The sequence below is a fragment of the Streptomyces yangpuensis genome (genome assembly GCF_024666385.1).
Classification (GTDB): Bacteria; Actinomycetota; Actinomycetes; order Streptomycetales; family Streptomycetaceae; genus Streptomyces; species Streptomyces yangpuensis.
Genome location: NZ_CP102514.1, coordinates 1,392,147 through 1,411,164 on the forward strand (window position 1 = coordinate 1,392,147; position 19,018 = coordinate 1,411,164).

The window sequence follows — 19,018 nt, forward strand, 5'->3', positions numbered from 1 at the left end:
GTCCTTGCGATCAAGACCCGGGCGGATGCAACGTTGATTACATGATTACAGCCGAACAGAGCGAACAGCTCCGCGCATGGTTCGCCGAGCGCCTGCCGGTCGACGTGTACGAGTCCCTCGACTCGGTCACCGCCGACCGCGAGGAGATCACGGTCGTCGGCAGCATCCCGGCGACCGAGTCGGTACGGGAGTTCCGCGAACGCACCCGCGAACAGCGCATCGAGGTGGCCCGCGAGGCCGAGGAGCTCTACCGCCGCAAGGTCGCCTGGGGCGTACGGGTGGGTGAGGAGACGACGCTCTTCACCCACCTCGCCGTCCCCGTCATGACCCGGCTGCGCCAGTCCGAACGCCAGGTCCTCGACACCCTGGTCGCCGGCGGCGTCGCCCGCAGCCGGGCCGACGCGCTGGCCTGGTGCGTCCGCCTCGTAGGGCGCAACACCGACAGCTGGCTGACGGAACTGCGCGACTCCCTGGACCAGGTCGGCCGGGTCCGCGCCCAGGGTCCCGACGTCTCCGGCACGACCGACTCCATGAAGTCCGGGTCCGAATGACGAATCCGGCCCATGACGCCGCGTGATCGCGTAAGGCTGGCCAGGACCTACACCCAGGGAGAGGTACGCACCATGACGACCACCGTCGAATACATCCGCTACCGGATCGCATTGGACGACCAGCAGGCCTTCGAGGACGCGTACGCCCGGGCGGCCGAGTCCCTGGCCGCCTCGCCCGAGTGCATCGACTACGAACTCGCCCGGTGCGAGGAGGAGAAGGAGCGCTACATCCTCCGGATCCGCTGGACCTCGATCGAGGCGCACCTGGGCGGCTTCCGCAAGGGGGAGCACTTCCCGGCCTTCTTCAGCGCGATCCGCCCCTACGTGACGGCCATCGAGGAGATGCAGCACTACCTCGTGACGGGCGTCGTGGGCACGGGAAAGGGCGCCGGACAGCGATGAGCACCACACCCACCATCTACGAGTGGATGGGCGGGGCGGAGGCGATGAACCGCCTCACCGACGCCTTCTACGCCCACGCCCTCCAGGACGAGATCCTGGCCCCGGTCTTCGCGGGCATGGACTCGGAGCACCCCCAGCACGTCGCGGTGTGGCTGTCGGAGGTCTTCGGCGGCCCGGCGGACTACACCGCCCACCACGGCGGCCACCAACACATGGCCACCAAGCACCTGGGCCGGGCGATCACCGAGCGGCAGCGCCGCCGCTGGGTGGACCTGCTGATGGACACGGCCGACGAGGTCGGCCTCCCGACGGACCCGGAGTTCCGCGGGGTGTTCGCCTACTACATCGAGTGGGGCACCCGCATGGCCCTGATCTACTCGGGCCCCAACCCCCCACCGGTCGACGCGGCCGAGATCCCGGTCTGGTCCTGGGGCCAGACCCCGCCCTGGATCCCGAAGACGGACTGAGAACGCCGGCACCGGGTGGCTCCACCCCACCCGGTGCCCCGGCCGCCCGAGGCACTCTCCCGGCCGAGCTGCACCGTCCAGCCCCGCCGGCGATCGAGACGCGGGGCCGGGGGCGGAGCCGCGGTCTTTCACTCGGCCGGCACCATCCAGCCCCGCCGCACCCTCCAGCCCCGCCGGCGATCGAGACGCGGGGCAAGGGGCGGAGCGCCGGTCTTTCACTCGGCCGGCACCATCCAGCCCCGCCGCACCCTCCAGCCCCGCCGGCGATCGAGGCGCGGGGCCGGGGGCGGAGCCGCAGTCTTTCAGTCCCGCCGGCGATCGAGGCGCGGGCCCCCGTCACGAGCCCCCGCCTCCGGCCCGGCCAGTACAACCGCGAACCCCGGCTCGCCGTCCCCACTCCCCCGCCAGAAATCCACCGCCTCCTCCAGCACCTCCACGAACGTCTCCCACTCCCCCGGCCGCGCCCCCGCGTACCCGCGCCACGAGGTCACCGCCACCAGCCGCCCCGCGGCCCCCGGCAACCAGGACAGATCCCGCAACGCATCCGCGAGCGCGTCCCAGTTCCCGCCGACCCACTCCGGCAGCCGCAAGGCCTCCCCGCACCGCCCCATCAGCCCGGCCTTGCTCCGTACGCCGTCCAGGTCCAGCCGCAGGGTCGTCCAGCCCGCCTCCTCGGCGGCTGCGAGCGCCGGGGCGAGCGGCTGCGGTTCAAGGGTCATCGGAGAACCGCCTTGAAGGTCTCGTAGTGGTCGTCCGTGTAGTAGAACTCCCCGCCCTCACCCGTCACGATCCGCCGGGCACCGCGGTCCCGCTCCCCCGGCGTGCGCACCGTGAACTCGTGGTAGTAGCCGCGCTTCTGGCGCGGCAGGACCTTCTCGAAGTTCCCGAAGACGGTGCCGTCCTGCCGGTACGGGTACGGGCCGCCCTTGTCGATCAGCGCGAGGACGTCCCGCGCCTGCCGCGGCAGCGCGTCGGCCCGTACGACGGCCATCCCCCGCGCCCAGCCGGGAACGGCGTCAGGAACGCCGGCGGGGTCCGTACGGGCGGCGGCCCCGCTGGGAGTCGCACCGCGGTCGGCACTGCCACTGGCGACGGCGGGGCCGGGTCCCCGCGCGCCACAGCCCGCCACGGCGACGAGCACGACACAGAGGAACACGGCCCCCAGCGAACGCAGCAACCATCGGGGCACGTTCCGGAAGATCATGCGCCGATCGTGTCAAATATCCGATTCGCCCGCGAATCGCTCGGTCGCGTCAGAGAGCGGCCATCTTGCTGTAGGGACTCAGGATGCGCTTCTGGACCGAACCGAAGTCGACGAGAACGGCGATCCCCTCCTCGATTCCGACGACACGGCCGAGACCGTGCTCGTCGTGGGTGACCCGGTCGCCGACGTTGAACTGCCGGATGGGCTGTTCCACGGGGGCTTTGAACGGGCTGGACGGCAAATGGCGGCGAGGCACTGCTGATTTTGTCATCGGAGCCAGTATGCGCCCAGCGGGCCGCCTCGCGGCCGCCCTTCAGGTCTCGATCCCGGCACCATCCGCACCATCCACCCCGTCGGCGCCTCCGACGTGGTGTCCCTCGGGATGCCCGTCGGGGCGTCCGCCGGCGGCGCCCCGTACGCCCTACAGGTCGTCGGGGTCGGCCCGGTCCAGCGCCGGCCGCAGCCCCGGAGCCGACTCGGTCAGCAGGTAGTCGGCGACCGCCGTGTCCGTGACCAGGCTGGTCACCAGCCCCGACCGCAGCACCGCGCCGATCGCGGAGGCCTTGCGCAGCCCGCCCGCGATCGCCACGACCTCGGGGATCCGCCGCAGCCGGTCCGCCTCGACCGTGATGCACCGCTCGCCGAGGTCCCGGCCGACCCGCCGGCCCTCGGCGTCGAAGAGGTGGGCGGACATCTCGGCCGCGACACCCAGCGAGGCGTAGTGCGCCCGCTCCTCGTCCGTCAGCATGTCGTGGACGGTCGAGATGCCCGGCTCCCACGAACCGATGGAGACGGCCGCGACCGTCACCTTGTCGAAGTAGTCGAAGGCGCGGGCGATCCCGGTCTGGCTGCGCAGCGCGGCCGCCGTCGCCGGGTCGGGGAGCAGCATGGGCGCGTAGATCGGGTGCGCGTCGCCGCCCGAGACCTGAGCGGCCCTGCGTACGGCCTCCACCGAGCCGCGCTCCGCCGTCCCCGCGTCGTACACGCCGGTCAGCTGGACCACGGTGCACTGCGGGAGGCGGTGCAGGGACGCCGCCATGTGGATGGTCGACCGGCCCCACGCGAGGCCCAGTACGTCGCCCTCGCTGACCAGTTCGCCCAGCAGGTCGGCGGCGACCGCGCCCAGGTTCTCCGGGTCCGGGGCGTCCTCGGTGGTGTCGGCGGGCGACTCCACCACGACGGCGTGCCGGAGCCCGTACCGGGCCCGGAGCGCGTCCGACCGCTCGGCGTCGAGCTCGGCCGGCACCCGGATCTCGATGCGTACGAGGTCGCGTTCGAGGGCGGTCTCCAGCACCCTGGCCACCTTGAAGCGGCTCACGCCGAACTCCTCGGCGATCTGGATCTTGGACTTGCCCTCCAGGTAGAAGCGGCGCGCCATGGCCGCCGCCTGCACCAGCTCCGCGGGTCCCATCCGCAGGGCTGACCGTCCCGCCGACATTGCAGACACCGCGTTCTCCTCACTGCTGTTCACACTCTCGTGTTCACACTCTCGACTCGTCGTTCATCCTGTCAGATCCGACGGCCGTTGATCAGCCTGGACAGCTCCCGTTCACCGAGCTGTTCATCAACGCTCGGCTCAGTGGTCACAAGCCCACGGCGCCGCTGCGATCGCCGCACCCGCCTGGTCACGCAGCGTGCGGACGGCGGCCGCCGGATCGACCGCCCCGTAGACCGCGCTGCCCGCCACGAAGACGTCCGCGCCGGCCTCGGCGCAGCGCTCGATGGTGGAGGCCGACACCCCGCCGTCGACCTGGAGCCACAGCTCCAGACCGTGCTTGGCGATCAGCTCCCGGGTACGGCGGATCTTGGGGAGCATGATGTCGAGAAAGGGCTGGCCGCCGAAGCCGGGCTCGACCGTCATGATCAGCAGCATGTCGAGCTCGGGAAGGATGTCCTCGTACTGCTCGATCGGCGTCGCGGGCTTGAGCGCCATGGAGGCCCGCGCCCCCTTGGCCCGGATCTCGCGCGCGAGGCGTACGGGCGCCGCCGCGGCCTCGGCGTGGAAGGTGACCGAGCCCGCGCCCGCCTCCACGTACTGCGGAGCCCAGCGGTCCGGGTTCTCGATCATCAGGTGCAGGTCCAGCGGGATGTCCGTGGCCCGGCTCAAGGACTCCACGACCGGCACGCCGAGGGTGAGGTTCGGGACGAAATGGTTGTCCATGACGTCGACATGCAGCCAGTCGGCCCCCTCGACGGCCTTCGCCTCCTCGGCGAGACGGGCGAAGTCGGCGGACAGGATGCTGGGATAAATCTGAGCGGCCATGCCCCAAGCCTGCCATGCCTCCGGCCTCTTCCGGCCACGACCCCGCAAGTCGGGACGCACACAGCGACGCTAAAGGAAGACCGGAATACCCTTAAGCCACCCTTACAGATCCCCTTCAGCCCGAGCCGAGCACGACCCCGAGCCAGGACGGGGCGGAGCGGTGGTGTAGGGGCGGGAGCCCCCCGAGCCTTGCCAGAGTGGGTATGAGGGTTTTCCGTCAGTCCCATCGTCTCTCCGTGTCGTGCCGGCCCGTCAAGGGCGCTCCTTCGTCGCGTCGCTTCGCGATGTCGCTGCGCTCCACCCTTGACCGACCGTCCCGCCCCGGAAATCCGAAAGACTGCCGGGAAACCCCCAATGGAACGGGCCGGGGGAGCAAGACACCTAAGGGACGGTGCCCTGCGCGGGCGAAGCCCGGTACGCCCACAATCGCTACGCGCTCCTGCCCGACGGCGACTGCGAGCCCCTGGCTGGACATAGGCCGCCACTAATCGCTACGCGCTCCTGCCTGACGGCGAGTGCGAGCCCCGTGGGCTGGGCATAGGCCGCCCACATTCGCTACGCGCTCCTGTCGGAAGGCGTCTGCGAGTCCCTGTGGCTGGTCATAGGCCGCCATCGATCGCTACGCGCTTCTCGATCACGCGTCCGCAGACCGTCAGGGGTGGCTCACAGGCCGCAGGGGCCGGAATGGGCTCCCACAGATGGCGCCTGCGGGCTGTCGGGGACTGGAAAAGCGGCAGATGACGGCTGAGGCGAATCCCATCCGGGTCTGAGAGGGTAGGCACCTCAAAGAGGCTTCAATATGCCCCAATTGCCCGTGTCTGTGCGCGTGGATGGGATCTCACGGTCACCCTGACGGGGATTGAGTTCGGCTGAGCCGATGGATCCGCCCTTCGAGCCTCCCATTCGCCCCGATCAGCCCCCAACTGGCGGCGACGCCCTCTCGGAGGAGCGCGTAGCGATCGATGGCGGCCCCTGCCCGACCCCTGGGGCTCGCACTCGCCGTCTTCGAGAAGCACCCAGTGATCTGTCGCGGCCTATGACCGGCCCAAGGGGCTCGCAGACGCCTCCCGGCAGGAGCACGTAGCGAATGTGGGCGGCCTATGACCAGCCACAGAGGCCCGCAGACGCCGTCTTCGAGGAGCGCGTAGCGATTGCAGGCGGCCTATGTCCAGCCCAAGAGGCTTGCAGACGCCCTCCGACAGGAGCGCGTAGCGATTGGGGGCGCACCGGGCTTCGCCCGGGCCTTCCGGCCTCCCCGTCTGTCTCTGTCTCCCCCCGGCCCGTTCCTTTGGGGGTTTCCCGGCAGTCTTTCGGATTTCCGGGGCGGGACGGTCGGTCAAGGCACATCAACAGGTGGGCCGAGGTTCCTCCGTTGGTTCAGCTGCGGTCCCGGCCGTCTGACCGGACCAATCGTCCGCCGAGGCTTGGGCGCGACCGGAACCCACGGCCTCGACGAACGCTTCACCGCAGTGCCGGCTCAGGCCCTGATCAGGGCCTTCGCCCGGAGGAAGATGTCGTCGTCGTCCAACTGCACGGACTCCGCCTCGATATCGGCCACGATCCGCCGCAGTACCTTCGCCCACTCGCTCGCGAATACCTGCGCGTCGACCACCACATCACCCCGCTCGGCGAGCAGGGATTCATAGTTGCCCAGCGTGCTGTGCCAGCATGCTTGAATCCTCAGGGAATCACCTTCCCGGGCAATCTTCCATTCGGCCGAGAATGTGTCGGACCCCCAGAAGACTCCCGTCTCCGCAAAATCCGTCTGCTGAATTTCCTCAAGAAGCGGCACCAAGTCGTCCAGAAGGGCCGCGAGGTCATAGCCGTACGGCACGCGGACCGGCACCATATTCCACACAAGAATGGCGTCCTCGGCCTCGGAGGAGTACATCTCACCGACCGCGTCAGCCATGTCGGCAGCGGATTCACACTTCCGAACGGCCGGGCAGCCTGCCTGAATCGAGAAACTCATCGTGATTCCTGTCTCGTGGTCGGGGAGCCGTGGACCTTGCCGTTGGGGTACACCTTGACAAAAGAGAGCATTGGGCATGCGCGTCGTACCGTCGGGCATGTACTCGATGCAGCCATGACCTTCGTGAAGCAGAGGCGCTTCCGGATTGCATTTCTGACCGTTTACCTCGATCCCGCGGCCAACCGCGCCTATTTTCTTCTTCCTGCTGATCCCGTCGAGTTCACTCTGGCTCTTCATGAAGTCGGCCTGCTGGACATCGGCCACCGGGTGGGAGTTCTCCGGCGTACCCAGGGGGTGTTTGTTGACGGGAGTCTCGTTCCCGCCTCCTACGTTTCCGGCACTCTCGTCGCCGCCGTGTCCCGGCGTACCACCGGCGCCGCCGTCGCGGGACGGTAGTTCGCCCGGGCCGGTGGGAGTGCGGGGTGCGTCCGAACCAGGCCCGTGGCCCAAGCCTGGCGGCTCGTGGTGCCCACCCGTCGCGTGCCCTGCGCCGTCGTGTGCGCCTCCGCCGCGCCCACCGACGGGCGAGGTCGGTGCATGAGAGCCGCCGCCCGACGGATCGTGCCCGGCGTGCGGTGCCGGGGGACCACCGGTGTGCCGGCTGTCACCCGTCGGGTGGCCCGTGGAGCTCTCCGCTCGGCTGGGGCCGCCTGCGCCTTCGAGGATGCGTTCTCTGGCCGGGGCGGGCTCGTGGGTGCTGGGCAAATCGTCCTTGTGCGGCTCCCGGACGGGCTCGGTGTCGGGGACGACGTTGCCGTGCTCGTCGCGGATGGTGCCGTCGTGGCCGACGACACGCTTGTTGCCCTGCGGGTCGGCGTACTCGTAGCCGGGGGCCGCTCGGGGCGGACGTCAGGGCTGGGCGGTCACGCCCCGAGATAGTCGCGGATTCCGGCAAGCGGATCGAGACCGTACTCCGCGACGTACTCGCGGCGTCGCGAGTCGGCCTTCTGAGGATTCGCCACGCAGCAGTAGTCCCAGAAGTCGACCAGCACGCGGAAGGCATCGTCGAGCGTGTATTCGCCCTGAACGTGCTCGACGAAATAGTTCTCCACCCTCACGCCCTGCGGGCTGATGGTGACGGTGTGCGCGTTGCCGTCCAGGTCCTCCGGCGTGAATCGCGGATTGGCCTTGGCCTCGGCGACCAGGTCGATCGCCTCCAGGACGGACAACGGCGAGAGCTGGATGTCGGCCGTGACCCACTGCCCCAGGATGTTCAGCTCCGCAGGGCCCGAGAAGGACGGGACCCCGAAGGCGTCCTCGACGTAGTACTTGGTGCGGATCACTGCTCTGTTTCTCCTTCTTGCCTACTTCGGCATGAGCGAGTAAATGGTCTTCGCGTCACCGGTGATCGGGTCGAAATACCCTTCGAACCCGTGGTCAGTCCCGTCCTGGAAGGGTGCCCCAGACGCCGTCGACGAAGAAGCCCTCCAAGTCGCTGCCGACGTTGTCCTTCGTCCACTCCCGCCGTGCGCAGACCCGTGTACTCGCGCTCGTCGGCCGTACCCCAAGACCAGGGTGGTGATCTTGTTGGCGGCGTCGCACTCGACGCCATGGAACGCCACCCACGTCACACCGACCTCGCGCACCAGCGTTCTCGTCGATCTTGCCCTGGTCCTGCTGGCAGTCCTCGTCGTTCTTGTGGTCGGCGACGAACTTCTCCGCATCCACGCGAAGTTGCTTCATCTTGGCGACCAGCGGCCGGGCGCTCGTCGCGAAGCTCGTCAGCGCACCGCTGACGGACTCCAGGGCGTCCAGCGCCTGGAAGGCGCTGTGCACGTCCTTGCCCGTGCCGCGGATGCCGGAGGCGGTCGTCTTCAGTGCGGCCGCGTGCGTCTCCAGGGTCCCCAGGTTGCCGGTGAAGGTCGGTATCTTCCCGACGTCGATCACTTCTTGGGGCCCTTCAGCTCTTCCGCGGTCGGAGCCTTGGCGTACTCCTCCTGCTTGTTCTTCGCCATCTGCAGGTCGCCCTTGACGTACTCCTCGGTGGCCAGGCGCGCACCGGTGGTGGACCCGTCCGGCGGGGAAGGAACTGGCTGTCTGCAAAGTGAATGTGGGTCGTTCCGGCCTCGGGCCGGCCGCTGTCACGGAGTTGCGACAGAGCACGGACCGGCTCCCTGGCCGTTTCACCCCGCAGGTATGCGAAACCCCCCGCGGCGGAGGTCGTCGCGGGGGGCTTCGGGGCGTGGTGCCCGGGTCGTGCGCTACGCCGTGCGGCGCAGCAGGGCCAGGTACATCGCGTCCGTGCCGTGCAGGTGGGGCCAGAGCTGGACGTCCGGGCCGTCGCCCAGGGCGGGGACGCCCGCCATGAACGGCCGGGCGTCGATGAGTTCGGCGGACACCGGTGCGTTGCCGGCGCCGCGGCCCTTGAGGACGTCGTCCACCACGACCCGGGTCTCCGCCAGGTGCGGGGAGCACGTCGCGTAGCCGACGACCCCGCCGACCCGCACCGCCGTCAGGGCCTGCCGCAGCAGCCCGCGCTGGAGCGGCGCGAAGCCCTCCAGGTCCTCGGGGCGACGCCGCCAGCGGGCCTCCGGGCGGCGGCGCAGTGCGCCGAGGCCGGAGCACGGCACGTCCATCAGGACGCGGTCGAAGGAACCCGGCCGCCACGCCGGGCGGGTGCCGTCCGCCGTGATGACCTGGTACGGGCCCGGGTTGCCCGCGAGGGCCCGCTCCACCAGCCGGGCCCGGTGCGGCTGCTTCTCCGAGGCCAGCAGGAAAGCCCCGCGCTCGGCCGCGAGCGCGCCGAGCAGGGCCGCCTTGCCGCCCGGGCCGGCGCAGCCGTCGAGCCAGCGCTCGTCACGGCCCTCGACGGGTACGGCCGCGAGGGCCATCGCCACCAGCTGGCTGCCCTCGTCCTGGACGCCGGCGCGGCCCTCCCGCACCGCCTCCAGCGCGCCCGGTTCGCCGCCCTCGGCCATCCGGACGGCGTACGGCGACCAGCGGCCGGGGAGCGCCGACTCCTCGCCGACGGCCTCCAGCAGTTCCTGCGGGGTGGACCGGCCCGGCCGGGCGACCAGGGTCACCTCGGGCCGCTCGTTGTCGGCCTCCAGCAGGTCCTCGATCCCGGCGCGTCCGCCGCCCAGCGCGTCCCACAGGGCGCTGACGACCCATCTGGGGTGCGAGTGGTAGACGGCGAGGTGCTCCTCGGCGTCCTCCTCGTACGGCGGCGCGACCCGCTCCAGCCAGCCGTCCAGGTCGTGCGCGGCGATCTTCCGCAGTACGGCGTTGACGAACTTGGCGCGCCCGTCCCCGAGCACCACCCGGGCCAGCTCCACGCTCGCCGAGACGGCCGCGTGGGTGGGGATCCGGGTGCCCAGGAGCTGGTGGGCACCGAGGGATAGGACGTCCAGGACCGGCGGGTCCACCTCGCGCAGGGGGCGGTCGATGCAGGCCTTGATGACCGCGTCGTAGGTGCCCTGGCGGCGCAGCGTCCCATAGACCAGTTCGGTGGCCAGCGCCGCGTCGCGCGCCTGGAACTTCTCGTCCTGGCGGGCCTTCCTGAGCAGCGGCGGCAGGACGAGGTTGGCGTAGGCGTCGCGTTCGTCCACCGCCCGCAGCACCTCGAAGGCCAGCATCCGGACGGGGTCCTTCTGGGGCCGGCGGTACGGCTTGGCCTGCTTGCCGCCCGCTCCTGCGGGGGCGGGCCTGCGGCGGGGCTGACGGGGCTGTTCGCTCACGTGAAAGGTGCTCCGGATGTACGAGTGCTACGAAATGCTGCGAGGTGTTTGCGAGGTGCTACGAGGTGCCCGCGAGGTGCTACGAGTGGTGCGGCCGCCGGGAGGGCGGGGGTCGGGGGTGCGCAGGTGCGGAGGCAGGCGTGTCGCGGGCGGCACGGCACGGCGCACCGTGCCGCACTGTTCAGCCTACGTCGGCCCCGCCGAGCCGCTCGCCGGGGGCGATCCGCACCCCGCGCGCCCAGTCGGCCGCCCGCATCGGCTTCTTGCCCTGCGGCTGGACCCAGAGCAGCTCGACGGCGTGCGAGCCGGTGCCGACGTGGACGTTGTTCTTGGTGGCGGACAGCGCACCCGGCTCCAGGTCGGTGCGGTCGGCGACCATGCCCAGCGAGATCAGCTTGAGCCGCTCCCCACGGAAGACGGTCCACGCGCCCGGGGCCGGCGTGCAGCCGCGCACGACGCGATCGGCGCGCAGGGCGGGGGCCGTCCAGTCGATCCGGGCGTCCTCCACCGTGATCTTGGGTGCGAGGGAGATCCCGTCGCCGGGCTGGGCGACGGCGCGCAGGGTGCCGTCCTCGATGCCGTCCATGGTGGCGGCGAGGAGTCCGGCGCCGGCGAACGCGAGCCGCGTCAGCAGGTCGCCGCTGTTGTCGGTGGGCCGGATCTCCTCGGTGAGGACGCCGTAGACCGGACCCGAGTCCAGGCCTTCCTCGATCTGGAAGGTGGAGGCGCCGGTGAGCTGGTCGCCCGCCATGATCGAGTGCTGGACGGGGGCGGCTCCGCGCCAGGAGGGCAGCAGGGAGAAGTGCAGGTTGACCCAGCCGTGGCGCGGGATGTCGAGGGCGCTCTTGGGGAGGATGGCCCCGTAGGCGACGACCGGGCAGCAGTCGGGGGCGATGTCGCGCAGCCGGGCCTGGAACTCGGGGTCGCGCGGCCGGGTGGGCTTGAGGACCTCGATGCCGGCCTCTTCGGCGCGTTCGGCGACCGGGCTGGCGACGAGCCGCCGGCCGCGGCCGGCCGGTGCGTCGGGCCGGGTGACGACGGCCGCGACCTCGTGCCGCCCGGAGGCGATCAGGGCGTCCAGGGCGGGTACGGCGACCTCGGGGGTGCCTGCGAAGACGAGCTTCACTGGGGGTCCTACCTCGCTATGTCGGCTGTCAGCAGCGCACCAGTCTATGGGGCGTCAGCCGGACGCCCCACCCGTGGTCCGGAGGGGGCGTGCGTACACGCGCGCGCCACTCGCATATGCCGACACGCCCCCACAGCGTGACCTGCACGACGGGTGGCGCGTTGGTCAAGAGAGATTGACCGAAACGGGCCGCGTGCGAACGATGTCTGCGGCCCGGTCCGCCCTTCAGCACCGGTTCGAGAGGCTTCTTCATGGCCGACCACGCCACCCACGACGCCCAAGCCCGGGCCAGCCTGCACCTCCTGGTACGGGACATCGAGCGGGTTCGCCGGCAGGTGGATGCCCTGCGTACGCTCACCGCCCAGCTCGGCAACGTGTACCGCCCGCGTCGCTCGGGCCCCTCCACGGGCTTCGTCGTCTACGGCCGGGCGCCCGCGCCCACCGTCCGCCTCGCCCAGGAGCTGCGGGACAGCGTGGAGACGCTGGTCACCGCCGCGGTGGACTTCGACCGCTCGCTCGGCTTCTCGTGGGACGCGGTCGGCTCGGCGCTCGGTGTCACCAAGCAGGCGGTGCACCGCCGCTACGGTGCCCGCCGGGCGCAGTCCGCGGAGGCCGCCGAGCCGCTGGCCGAGGGGACGACCACCCGGACCCTCGGGCCGCTGCCCACCGTCCCGGCCGCCCGTTCGGTGCCGCCGCAGCCGGTGCGCGAGGAGGCCCAGGCCGCCACCGCCACCGCTACCGCCACCGCCACCGCCACTGCCGGAGGTCCTCCCGTACGCGGCCTCGGGGAGGTTCCGCGGTCCCCTGCCTTCCCGGGGCCGCGCAGCGGCTGACGCCGTCCCGCCGCCGGGACGCCGACCCCCGACGGCCGGCTCCGGGCCGCCCCGCATGCGATGGCCCCGGCCGGGACGCCCTCACGGGCTCCCCGCCGGGGCTTCGGCGTTCGGGCCCACCGGTATCCGCCGGGGTCTACCGGGGCCCACCGGGGTCCACCCGGGTACGCCGGGGTCCACCGGGGCGCTGTCAGCCGACGGGCGACGTCTGCCCGTGTCAGCCGATGTCCGCCGGGTCGATCCGGACCCGTACCGCGTCCGCCACGGGAACACCGCGGGCCAGGCGCGCCGCCTGCGCGGACTTCAGAGCCGCCGCCAGGGCGGCTCCGCTGCCCGGCGGGACCCGGACCAGGGCCCGCTCCCCCGGCGACGGCTCCCCGCGCCGTCCGGGCAGCGGCACCGGGCCGAGGATCTCGGCGTCGGGCGGCAGCCCGGCCCCGGCGAGGAAGGTCTCCACGGCTTCGCCCCGCCCGGCGACCGCGGCCATCCGGGAGACGGGCGGGAAGCCGAGCTGGGCCCGCTCCGCGAGCTCCCGTACGGCGTGGCCCACCGGGTCCCACCGGACGAGCGCCTGTACGGGGCGCAGTGTCGGCTCGGCGACCACCACGACCTGGCCGTCCGCGCGGACGAGGGAGGCGGCGGCGATCCAGCGCCGCAGGGCGTCCTCGCCGGCCCGCAGGTCGGGGCGGGTCAGCATGGCCCAGCCGTCGAGGAGCAGGGCGGCGGCGTATCCGGTGCCCGCCGCGACGGGTTCGGCGCCGGGGGTGCTCACGACGAGCGCGGGCCGGTCCGGCACCTCGTCGAGGACGTGGTCGCGGCCGGAGGTCCGCACGGGCACGGCCGGGAAGGCCCGGCCCAGTTCCTCGGCGGTGCGCCGGGCGCCGACGACCTGGGCGCGCAGTCGGAAGGACCCGCATTCCTCGCAGTGCCAGGACGGCTCGTCGCGGCCGCACCAGCCGCAGGTGAGGTCCCGTTCGTCGGGGGCCTCCAGCGGTCCGGCGCAGACGGTGCAGCGGGCGGGTGTCCGGCAGCGCTCGCATGCCAGCCGTGGCACGTAGCCCCGGCGGGGCACCTGGACGAGGACGGGCCCGGTCTTCAGTCCCTCCCGTACGGTCTCCCACGCCAGGCTGGGCAGCCGGGCGGCGCGGGCCGCCTCGTCGCGGGCCAGCAGCTCGTCGCCGACGGTGCGGATCCGGGGCGCGTGGGCCCGTACGGTCTCGCGGGCGGCGACGATCGGGCGGGCCCAGCCGGACTCGACGAGCTGCGCGGCCTCCACGGTGCAGCTGGTGCTGCCGGCGAGGAAGGCGCAGCCGTCGCTGACGGCGCGCAGTTCGAGTACTTCGCGGACGTGCGGGAAGGGGGCGCGGTCCTCGCTGTGGCTGGAGTCGCCGTCGTCCCAGATCGCGACCAGTCCGAGGTCGCGGACGGGAGCGAACATCGTGGCCCGGGTGCCGATGACGGCGCGGACGGAGCCCCGGTGGACGGCGAGCCACTGGCGGTAGCGCTTCTCGGGTCCGGACTCGGCGGTCAGCAGGGCGTGCCGTCCTTCGCCGAGCAGGGCGGTCAGGGCGGCGTCCACCCGGCCGGCGGTCCGCCCGTCGGGGAGCACGGCGAGGGCGCCGCGTCCGGAGGCGAGGGTGGCGGCCATGGCGCGGGCGAGTTCGTCGGCCCAGCCGGGGCCGGGCAGGGCGGTCCACACGGCGCGCGGTGTGCCGCCGGTGGCGAGGGCGCGCAGGAAGCCGGGGCCGGCCGCGTACCGTTCCCAGCCGCCGGGCTCGGGGGCGGCGGGCGGCGGCAGTGGCTGCGGGGAGGGTTTGGCCTCGGCGCGGGCGTTGCGCGGGGGCAGGGCGAGCTGGAGCACGTCGGCGAGGCTGCCGGCGTAGCGGTCGGCGACGGCGCGGGCGAGGGCGAGCATGCGGGGGCTGAGCACGACCTCGGGCGAGACGACCTGGGCGAGGGCGGCGAGGGCGCCGTTGTAGTCGGACTCGGCGCGGCGTTCGACGATGAAGCCGTCGATGAGGCCGCCGCCCTCGCGTCTGCCTCCGTGGACCTGGTGGGAGCCGGCGCCGAAGCGGACGCGGACGCGGACACCGGGCCGGGCGGCTTCGGAGAGCTCGGCGGGCACGGCGTAGTCGAAGGTGCGGTCGAGATGGAGCACGCCCTTGTTCACCAGGACGCGGGCGACGGGCAGTTCCTCGGCCAGGGCGGCTCCCCGCCAGGTACGCGGCTTCGCCTTGGGCGCCTTGGCCTTCGCCTCGGCGACCATCTCCCGGATCAGTGCGAGCTGCTCCGGCGGGGAATCATTCGCGCTGCTCACATCAGCATTCTTACCAAATCGCTCTGACATGCGGGCCTGCGCGACAAGGCCCCGGACCGTGGGGTCCGGGGCCTTGTCGCGGATGGTCCTGCGTGGTGCCTACAGGCCGGCGGCGGCGCGCAGCGCTTCGACGCGGTCGGTGCGCTCCCAGGTGAAGTCCGGCAGCTCGCGGCCGAAGTGGCCGTAGGCGGCGGTCTGGGCGTAGATCGGGCGCAGCAGGTCGAGGTCGCGGATGATCGCGGCCGGGCGCAGGTCGAAGACCTCGCCGATCGCGTCCTCGATCTTCTGCGTCTCGATCTTGGCGGTGCCGAAGGTCTCGACGAAGAGGCCGACGGGCTCGGCCTTGCCGATGGCGTACGCGACCTGGACCTCGCAGCGCGAGGCGAGGCCGGCGGCGACCACGTTCTTGGCGACCCAGCGCATGGCGTAGGCGGCGGAGCGGTCGACCTTGGACGGGTCCTTGCCGGAGAAGGCGCCGCCACCGTGGCGGGCCATGCCGCCGTAGGTGTCGATGATGATCTTGCGGCCGGTGAGGCCGGCGTCACCCATGGGGCCGCCGATCTCGAAGCGGCCGGTCGGGTTCACCAGGAGGCGGTAGCCGTCGGTGTCGAGCTTGATGCCGTCCTCGACGAGCTGGGCCAGGACGTGCTCGACGACGAACTCGCGGATGTCGGGTGCGAGCAGCGAGTCGAGGTCGATGTCGGAGGCGTGCTGCGAGGAGACCACGACGGTGTCGAGGCGGACGGCCTTGTCGCCGTCGTACTCGATGGTGACCTGGGTCTTGCCGTCGGGGCGCAGGTACGGGATGGTGCCGTTCTTGCGGACCTCGGACAGGCGGCGCGAGAGCCGGTGCGCGATGTGGATCGGCAGCGGCATGAGCTCGGGAGTCTCGTCGCAGGCGTAGCCGAACATCAGGCCCTGGTCGCCGGCACCCTGCTTGTCGAGCTCGTCCTCGTCGCCCTCGACCCGCTTCTCGTAGGCGGTGTCGACGCCCTGCGCGATGTCCGGGGACTGGGCGCCGATGGACACCGACACGCCGCAGGAGGCGCCGTCGAAGCCCTTCTTCGAGGAGTCGTAGCCGATTTCGAGGATCTTGTCCCGGACGAGCTGCGCGATCGGCGCGTAGGCCTTCGTCGTCACCTCACCCGCGATGTGCACGAGACCCGTGGTGATGAGGGTCTCGACGGCGACGCGCGAGGTCGGGTCCTCGGTGAGGAGTGCGTCGAGGATCGTGTCGCTGATCTGGTCAGCGATCTTGTCGGGGTGGCCCTCGGTAACGGACTCCGAGGTGAAGAGACGACGGGACACAACGCTCCCTGGGGTTGCAGCGGCTGCTGGCTGATCATTTGGCGGGACCACATCGGGGGCTGCGCCCGATCACGTTCCGGATGCAGTTTATCGGTCGTCACCGTTGCCCGGACCATCCGTCTCGCCTTGTGGGAGCCGTGTGACCTGCGGCACTGACATTCTTGCGCACAGAGATGACCGAGTGAAGGGGAATCGGCTCAGGCGCGTCGTGATGTGAACCGCCGCGTAACCTGGTCCCAAATCACCTCGGCGAGGGCTTCCTTGGGACCGTAGGGCACCGGGATTTCCGACCCGTCGGTGGCCAGGATGATCGCCTCGTTCTCCTCGGATCCAAAGGTGCGCGCCTCACCGACCTCGTTCACGACGAGAAGATCACATCCCTTGCGGCGGAGCTTGGCGCGGCCGTTGTCGAGCACGTCGTCGGTCTCGGCCGCGAAGCCGACGACCACCTGGCCCTCCCTCGCCCGGTCGGCGGAGACCTCGGCGAGGACGTCCGGGTTACGCACGAGTGCCACCGGGGCGGGGTCCTCCCCGTCCTTCTTCTTGATCTTGCCGCCGGCGTACTCGGCGGGCCGGAAGTCGGCCACGGCCGCGGCCATGACCACGGCGTCGGCGTCCCCCGCCGCCTTGAGCACGGCCTCCCGCAGCTGTACGGCCGTCCCGACGCGTACGACGTCCACCCCGGCGGGGTCGGCCAGGGCGGTGTTGGCCGCCACCAGGGTGACGCGCGCCCCGCGGGCGACGGCGGTGCGGGCGAGCGCGTAGCCCTGCTTGCCGGAGGAGCGGTTGCCGAGGAAGCGCACCGGGTCGAGCGGCTCGCGGGTGCCGCCGGCGCTGATCACGACGTGGCGGCCGACGAGGTCCGGCTCGGCCACCCCGCGGCGCAGGACCTGCCGGCACACCTCGAAGATCTCCTCGGGGTCGGGCAGCCGCCCCTTGCCGGTGTCCTTGCCGGTGAGCCGGCCCACGGCGGGCTCGATGACGAGGGCCCCGCGGCGGCGCAGGGTGGCCACGTTCTCCTGGGTGGCGGGGTGCTCCCACATCTCGGTGTGCATCGCGGGGGCGAAGACCACCGGACAGCGGGCCGTGAGGAGCGTGTTCGTGAGCAGGTCGTCGGCGAGCCCGTGGGCGGCCTTGGCCAGCATGTCGGCGGTGGCGGGGGCGACGACGACGAGGTCGGCGCCCTGGCCGATGCGCACGTGGGGCACCTCGTGGACGGTCTCCCACACCTCGGTGGAGGCCGGGTTCCCGGACAGGGCGGCCCAGGTGGCCTCGCCGACGAAGTTCAGGGAGGACTCCGTGGGCACCACCCGCACGTCGTGCCCGGACTCGGTCAGCCGGCGCAGCAACTCGCACGCCTTGTAGGCGGCGATCCCGCCGCTGACGCCCAGCACGACCTTCGGCTTACCCATCCGCGCACACCCCTTTTGACACTCTCGACACGTCCGCCGCGTTCGGCTCTGTTCGTCGTACCCACCCATGACACACCACAGGCCCGGCAGATGTTCTGCCGGGCCTGTGGTGAAGGAATTTCTCGGTGCCTTACTGGGCCGGGGCCTCGATGGCCTCGGAGGTCAGCAGACCCGCGTTGATCTCGCGCAGCGCGATCGAAAGCGGCTTCTCGTGGACGTGGGTGTCCACCAGCGGGCCGACGTACTCGAGCAGGCCCTCACCGAGCTGCGAGTAGTACGCGTTGATCTGACGCGCGCGCTTGGCCGCGTAGATCACGAGGCTGTACTTCGAGTCCGTGGCCTCGAGCAGCTCGTCGATCGGCGGGTTGATGATGCCCTCGGGCGCAGTGATGGAAGAGGACACGCTCTACCTTCCGAAGATGGATGAAAGATGGGGCCGTCCGGGTCGGGCGACTTCTGTGAAGATCGATCGACGATTCAGACAACGTCCATCAAGGCTAGCAGCTCACGTGCCACGTCCTCGACGGAGGTGTTGACCAGGGTGACGTCGAACTCCGACTCGGCAGCGAGTTCGATCTTGGCGGCGGCGAGCCGGCGCTCGATCACCTCGGCCGATTCGGTGCCCCGGCCGGTCAGCCGGCGGACCAGTTCCTCCCAGCTCGGCGGGGCCAGGAAGACCAGCTGGGCCTCGGGCATCGACTCGCGGACGAGCCGTGCGCCCTGGAGGTCGATCTCCAGCAGTACGGGTTCGCCGCTTTCCAGGCGCTCCTGCACCGCGCCGCGCGGTGTGCCGTAGCGGTTGCCCGCGAACTCGGCCCACTCCAGCAGCTCGCCGTTGGCGATCAGCTTGTCGAACTCGTCGTCGTTGACGAAGAAGTACTGGACTCCGTGTCGCTCACCGGGCCGCGGCTTGCGGGTGGTGGCCGACACCGAGAGCCATACCTCGGGGTGAACCTTGCGCATATGCGCGACGACCGTGCTCTTGCCGACCCCTGAGGGGCCGGAGAGCACGGTCAGCCGCGGACGAACCTCTGCTGCCATAGAGCGATTATCCAGGTTCCCAGGACTGCCTGAGAACACCGGGAGAACGCCAGGCGACGCCTCAGGCGCCGGTGCTGCCGAACTCGCGCTCCAGAGAGGCGATCTGGTTGGAGCCGAGACCTCGGACACGCCGGGACTCGGAGATGCCGAGACGCTCCATGATCTGCTTGGCGCGCACCTTGCCCACGCCAGGCAGGGACTCCAGCAGGGCGGAGACCTTCATCTTGCCGATGACGTCGTTCTCCTGGCCCGTCTTGATGACCTCTTGGAGCGAGGCGCCGGAGTGCTTGAGTCGATTCTTCACCTCGGCCCGCTCCCGGCGAGCCGCGGCGGCCTTTTCGAGCGCGGCTGCGCGCTGTTCAGGGGTAAGGGGCGGAAGAGCCACGCCTACGTCACCTCGGATGTCGAACTGTCGGATACGGACCGGTGGGGAACCCAAGGGCAC

21 protein-coding genes and 1 pseudogene are annotated in these 19,018 nt (G+C 71.3%); 5 read left to right on the plus strand and 17 right to left on the minus strand.

Features of this window, described 5'->3' with window-relative positions; all coding sequences use genetic code 11:
* The first annotated feature begins 41 nt into the window (after positions 1 to 41).
* The 3 genes from abmR to NRK68_RS36740 all read left to right on the plus strand — a co-directional run bounded on the left by abmR (position 42) and on the right by NRK68_RS36740 (position 1,420).
* Positions 42 to 551, plus strand: a complete 510-nt coding sequence (gene abmR / locus NRK68_RS06410; RefSeq protein WP_183067545.1) for an ATP-binding transcription factor AbmR — start codon at positions 42 to 44, stop codon at positions 549 to 551.
* A gap of 72 nt (positions 552 to 623) precedes the next feature.
* On the plus strand, positions 624 to 953 hold the full coding sequence (locus tag NRK68_RS36735) for a putative quinol monooxygenase (RefSeq protein ID WP_030036642.1): 330 nt from the start codon (positions 624 to 626) through the stop codon (positions 951 to 953).
* Entirely contained in the window at positions 950 to 1,420 is a 471-nt protein-coding gene (locus NRK68_RS36740) for a group II truncated hemoglobin (protein WP_183067546.1), read from the plus strand. The genes NRK68_RS36735 and NRK68_RS36740 overlap by 4 nt, the downstream gene beginning before the upstream one ends.
* A 302-nt stretch (positions 1,421 to 1,722) precedes the next feature.
* On the opposite strand, the gene NRK68_RS06420 is transcribed toward NRK68_RS36740, so the two are convergent.
* The 6 genes from NRK68_RS06420 to NRK68_RS06445 form a co-directional block, all read right to left on the minus strand.
* On the minus strand, positions 1,723 to 2,139 hold the full coding sequence (locus tag NRK68_RS06420; protein WP_257855307.1) for a barstar family protein: 417 nt from the start codon (positions 2,137 to 2,139) through the stop codon (positions 1,723 to 1,725).
* On the minus strand, positions 2,136 to 2,624 hold the full coding sequence (locus tag NRK68_RS06425) for a guanyl-specific ribonuclease (protein WP_257855308.1): 489 nt from the start codon (positions 2,622 to 2,624) through the stop codon (positions 2,136 to 2,138). Before NRK68_RS06425 ends, NRK68_RS06420 begins: the two co-directional genes overlap by 4 nt.
* A gap of 49 nt (positions 2,625 to 2,673) precedes the next feature.
* Positions 2,674 to 2,895, minus strand: coding sequence for a CarD family transcriptional regulator (locus NRK68_RS06430; RefSeq protein ID WP_030036649.1), 222 nt, complete (start codon positions 2,893 to 2,895; stop codon positions 2,674 to 2,676).
* A gap of 150 nt (positions 2,896 to 3,045) precedes the next feature.
* Positions 3,046 to 4,062 carry a sugar-binding transcriptional regulator gene (locus tag NRK68_RS06435; protein WP_030964475.1) on the minus strand — a complete coding sequence of 339 codons (1,017 nt, stop codon included), beginning with the start codon at positions 4,060 to 4,062 and terminating at the stop codon, positions 3,046 to 3,048.
* Positions 4,063 to 4,200: 138 nt separating this feature from the next.
* On the minus strand, positions 4,201 to 4,887 hold the full coding sequence (gene rpe / locus NRK68_RS06440) for a ribulose-phosphate 3-epimerase (protein ID WP_046780343.1): 687 nt from the start codon (positions 4,885 to 4,887) through the stop codon (positions 4,201 to 4,203).
* Between the two features lie 1,477 nt (positions 4,888 to 6,364).
* Positions 6,365 to 6,859 carry a hypothetical protein gene (locus NRK68_RS06445; RefSeq protein WP_257855311.1) on the minus strand — a complete coding sequence of 165 codons (495 nt, stop codon included), beginning with the start codon at positions 6,857 to 6,859 and terminating at the stop codon, positions 6,365 to 6,367.
* Between the two features lie 114 nt (positions 6,860 to 6,973).
* Here NRK68_RS06445 and NRK68_RS06450 point away from each other — a divergent pair, with 114 nt between their 5' ends.
* Positions 6,974 to 7,255: a hypothetical protein gene (locus NRK68_RS06450; RefSeq protein WP_257855312.1), complete on the plus strand. Its 282-nt coding sequence runs from the start codon at positions 6,974 to 6,976 to the stop codon at positions 7,253 to 7,255.
* A 467-nt stretch (positions 7,256 to 7,722) separates the two neighbouring features.
* On the opposite strand, the gene NRK68_RS06455 is transcribed toward NRK68_RS06450, so the two are convergent.
* The 5 genes and pseudogenes from NRK68_RS06455 to fmt form a co-directional block, all read right to left on the minus strand.
* Positions 7,723 to 8,142 (minus strand): hypothetical protein, encoded by a 420-nt coding sequence (locus NRK68_RS06455; RefSeq protein WP_257855313.1) that lies wholly within the window; start codon positions 8,140 to 8,142, stop codon positions 7,723 to 7,725.
* A gap of 94 nt (positions 8,143 to 8,236) precedes the next feature.
* The gene (locus tag NRK68_RS06460; protein WP_257855314.1) at positions 8,237 to 8,746 is read right to left on the minus strand and encodes a hypothetical protein; all 510 of its coding nucleotides are present in this window, start codon (positions 8,744 to 8,746) and stop codon (positions 8,237 to 8,239) included.
* Positions 8,743 to 8,856, minus strand: a pseudogene (locus NRK68_RS36915) (DUF6507 family protein); the annotation flags it as partial. The pseudogene NRK68_RS36915 and the gene NRK68_RS06460, both read right to left, overlap by 4 nt.
* A 204-nt stretch (positions 8,857 to 9,060) precedes the next feature.
* Positions 9,061 to 10,536, minus strand: a complete 1,476-nt coding sequence (locus NRK68_RS06465) for an RsmB/NOP family class I SAM-dependent RNA methyltransferase (RefSeq protein ID WP_046780349.1) — start codon at positions 10,534 to 10,536, stop codon at positions 9,061 to 9,063.
* Positions 10,537 to 10,717: 181 nt separating this feature from the next.
* On the minus strand, positions 10,718 to 11,662 hold the full coding sequence (gene fmt, locus NRK68_RS06470) for a methionyl-tRNA formyltransferase (protein ID WP_183067556.1): 945 nt from the start codon (positions 11,660 to 11,662) through the stop codon (positions 10,718 to 10,720).
* Between the two features lie 251 nt (positions 11,663 to 11,913).
* Between fmt and NRK68_RS06475 the strand changes: the two genes are divergently transcribed.
* Positions 11,914 to 12,495, plus strand: a complete 582-nt coding sequence (locus NRK68_RS06475) for a hypothetical protein (protein ID WP_183067557.1) — start codon at positions 11,914 to 11,916, stop codon at positions 12,493 to 12,495.
* A 217-nt stretch (positions 12,496 to 12,712) separates the two neighbouring features.
* Here NRK68_RS06475 and NRK68_RS06480 read toward each other — a convergent pair whose 3' ends face one another.
* The 6 genes from NRK68_RS06480 to NRK68_RS06505 all read right to left on the minus strand — a co-directional run bounded on the left by NRK68_RS06480 (position 12,713) and on the right by NRK68_RS06505 (position 18,958).
* Positions 12,713 to 14,812: a primosomal protein N' gene (locus tag NRK68_RS06480; RefSeq protein ID WP_446459250.1), complete on the minus strand. Its 2,100-nt coding sequence runs from the start codon at positions 14,810 to 14,812 to the stop codon at positions 12,713 to 12,715.
* A gap of 99 nt (positions 14,813 to 14,911) precedes the next feature.
* The gene (gene metK / locus NRK68_RS06485; RefSeq protein ID WP_183067559.1) at positions 14,912 to 16,120 is read right to left on the minus strand and encodes a methionine adenosyltransferase; all 1,209 of its coding nucleotides are present in this window, start codon (positions 16,118 to 16,120) and stop codon (positions 14,912 to 14,914) included.
* A gap of 197 nt (positions 16,121 to 16,317) precedes the next feature.
* On the minus strand, positions 16,318 to 17,532 hold the full coding sequence (gene coaBC, locus NRK68_RS06490) for a bifunctional phosphopantothenoylcysteine decarboxylase/phosphopantothenate--cysteine ligase CoaBC (RefSeq protein WP_373023478.1): 1,215 nt from the start codon (positions 17,530 to 17,532) through the stop codon (positions 16,318 to 16,320).
* Between the two features lie 130 nt (positions 17,533 to 17,662).
* Entirely contained in the window at positions 17,663 to 17,935 is a 273-nt protein-coding gene (gene rpoZ / locus NRK68_RS06495; protein ID WP_004948662.1) for a DNA-directed RNA polymerase subunit omega, read from the minus strand.
* A gap of 74 nt (positions 17,936 to 18,009) precedes the next feature.
* Positions 18,010 to 18,573, minus strand: coding sequence for a guanylate kinase (gene gmk, locus NRK68_RS06500; RefSeq protein ID WP_183067561.1), 564 nt, complete (start codon positions 18,571 to 18,573; stop codon positions 18,010 to 18,012).
* A 61-nt stretch (positions 18,574 to 18,634) separates the two neighbouring features.
* A complete protein-coding gene (locus NRK68_RS06505; protein ID WP_030008746.1) occupies positions 18,635 to 18,958 on the minus strand; it encodes an integration host factor in 324 nt (107 codons plus the stop codon).
* Positions 18,959 to 19,018 lie beyond the last annotated feature (60 nt).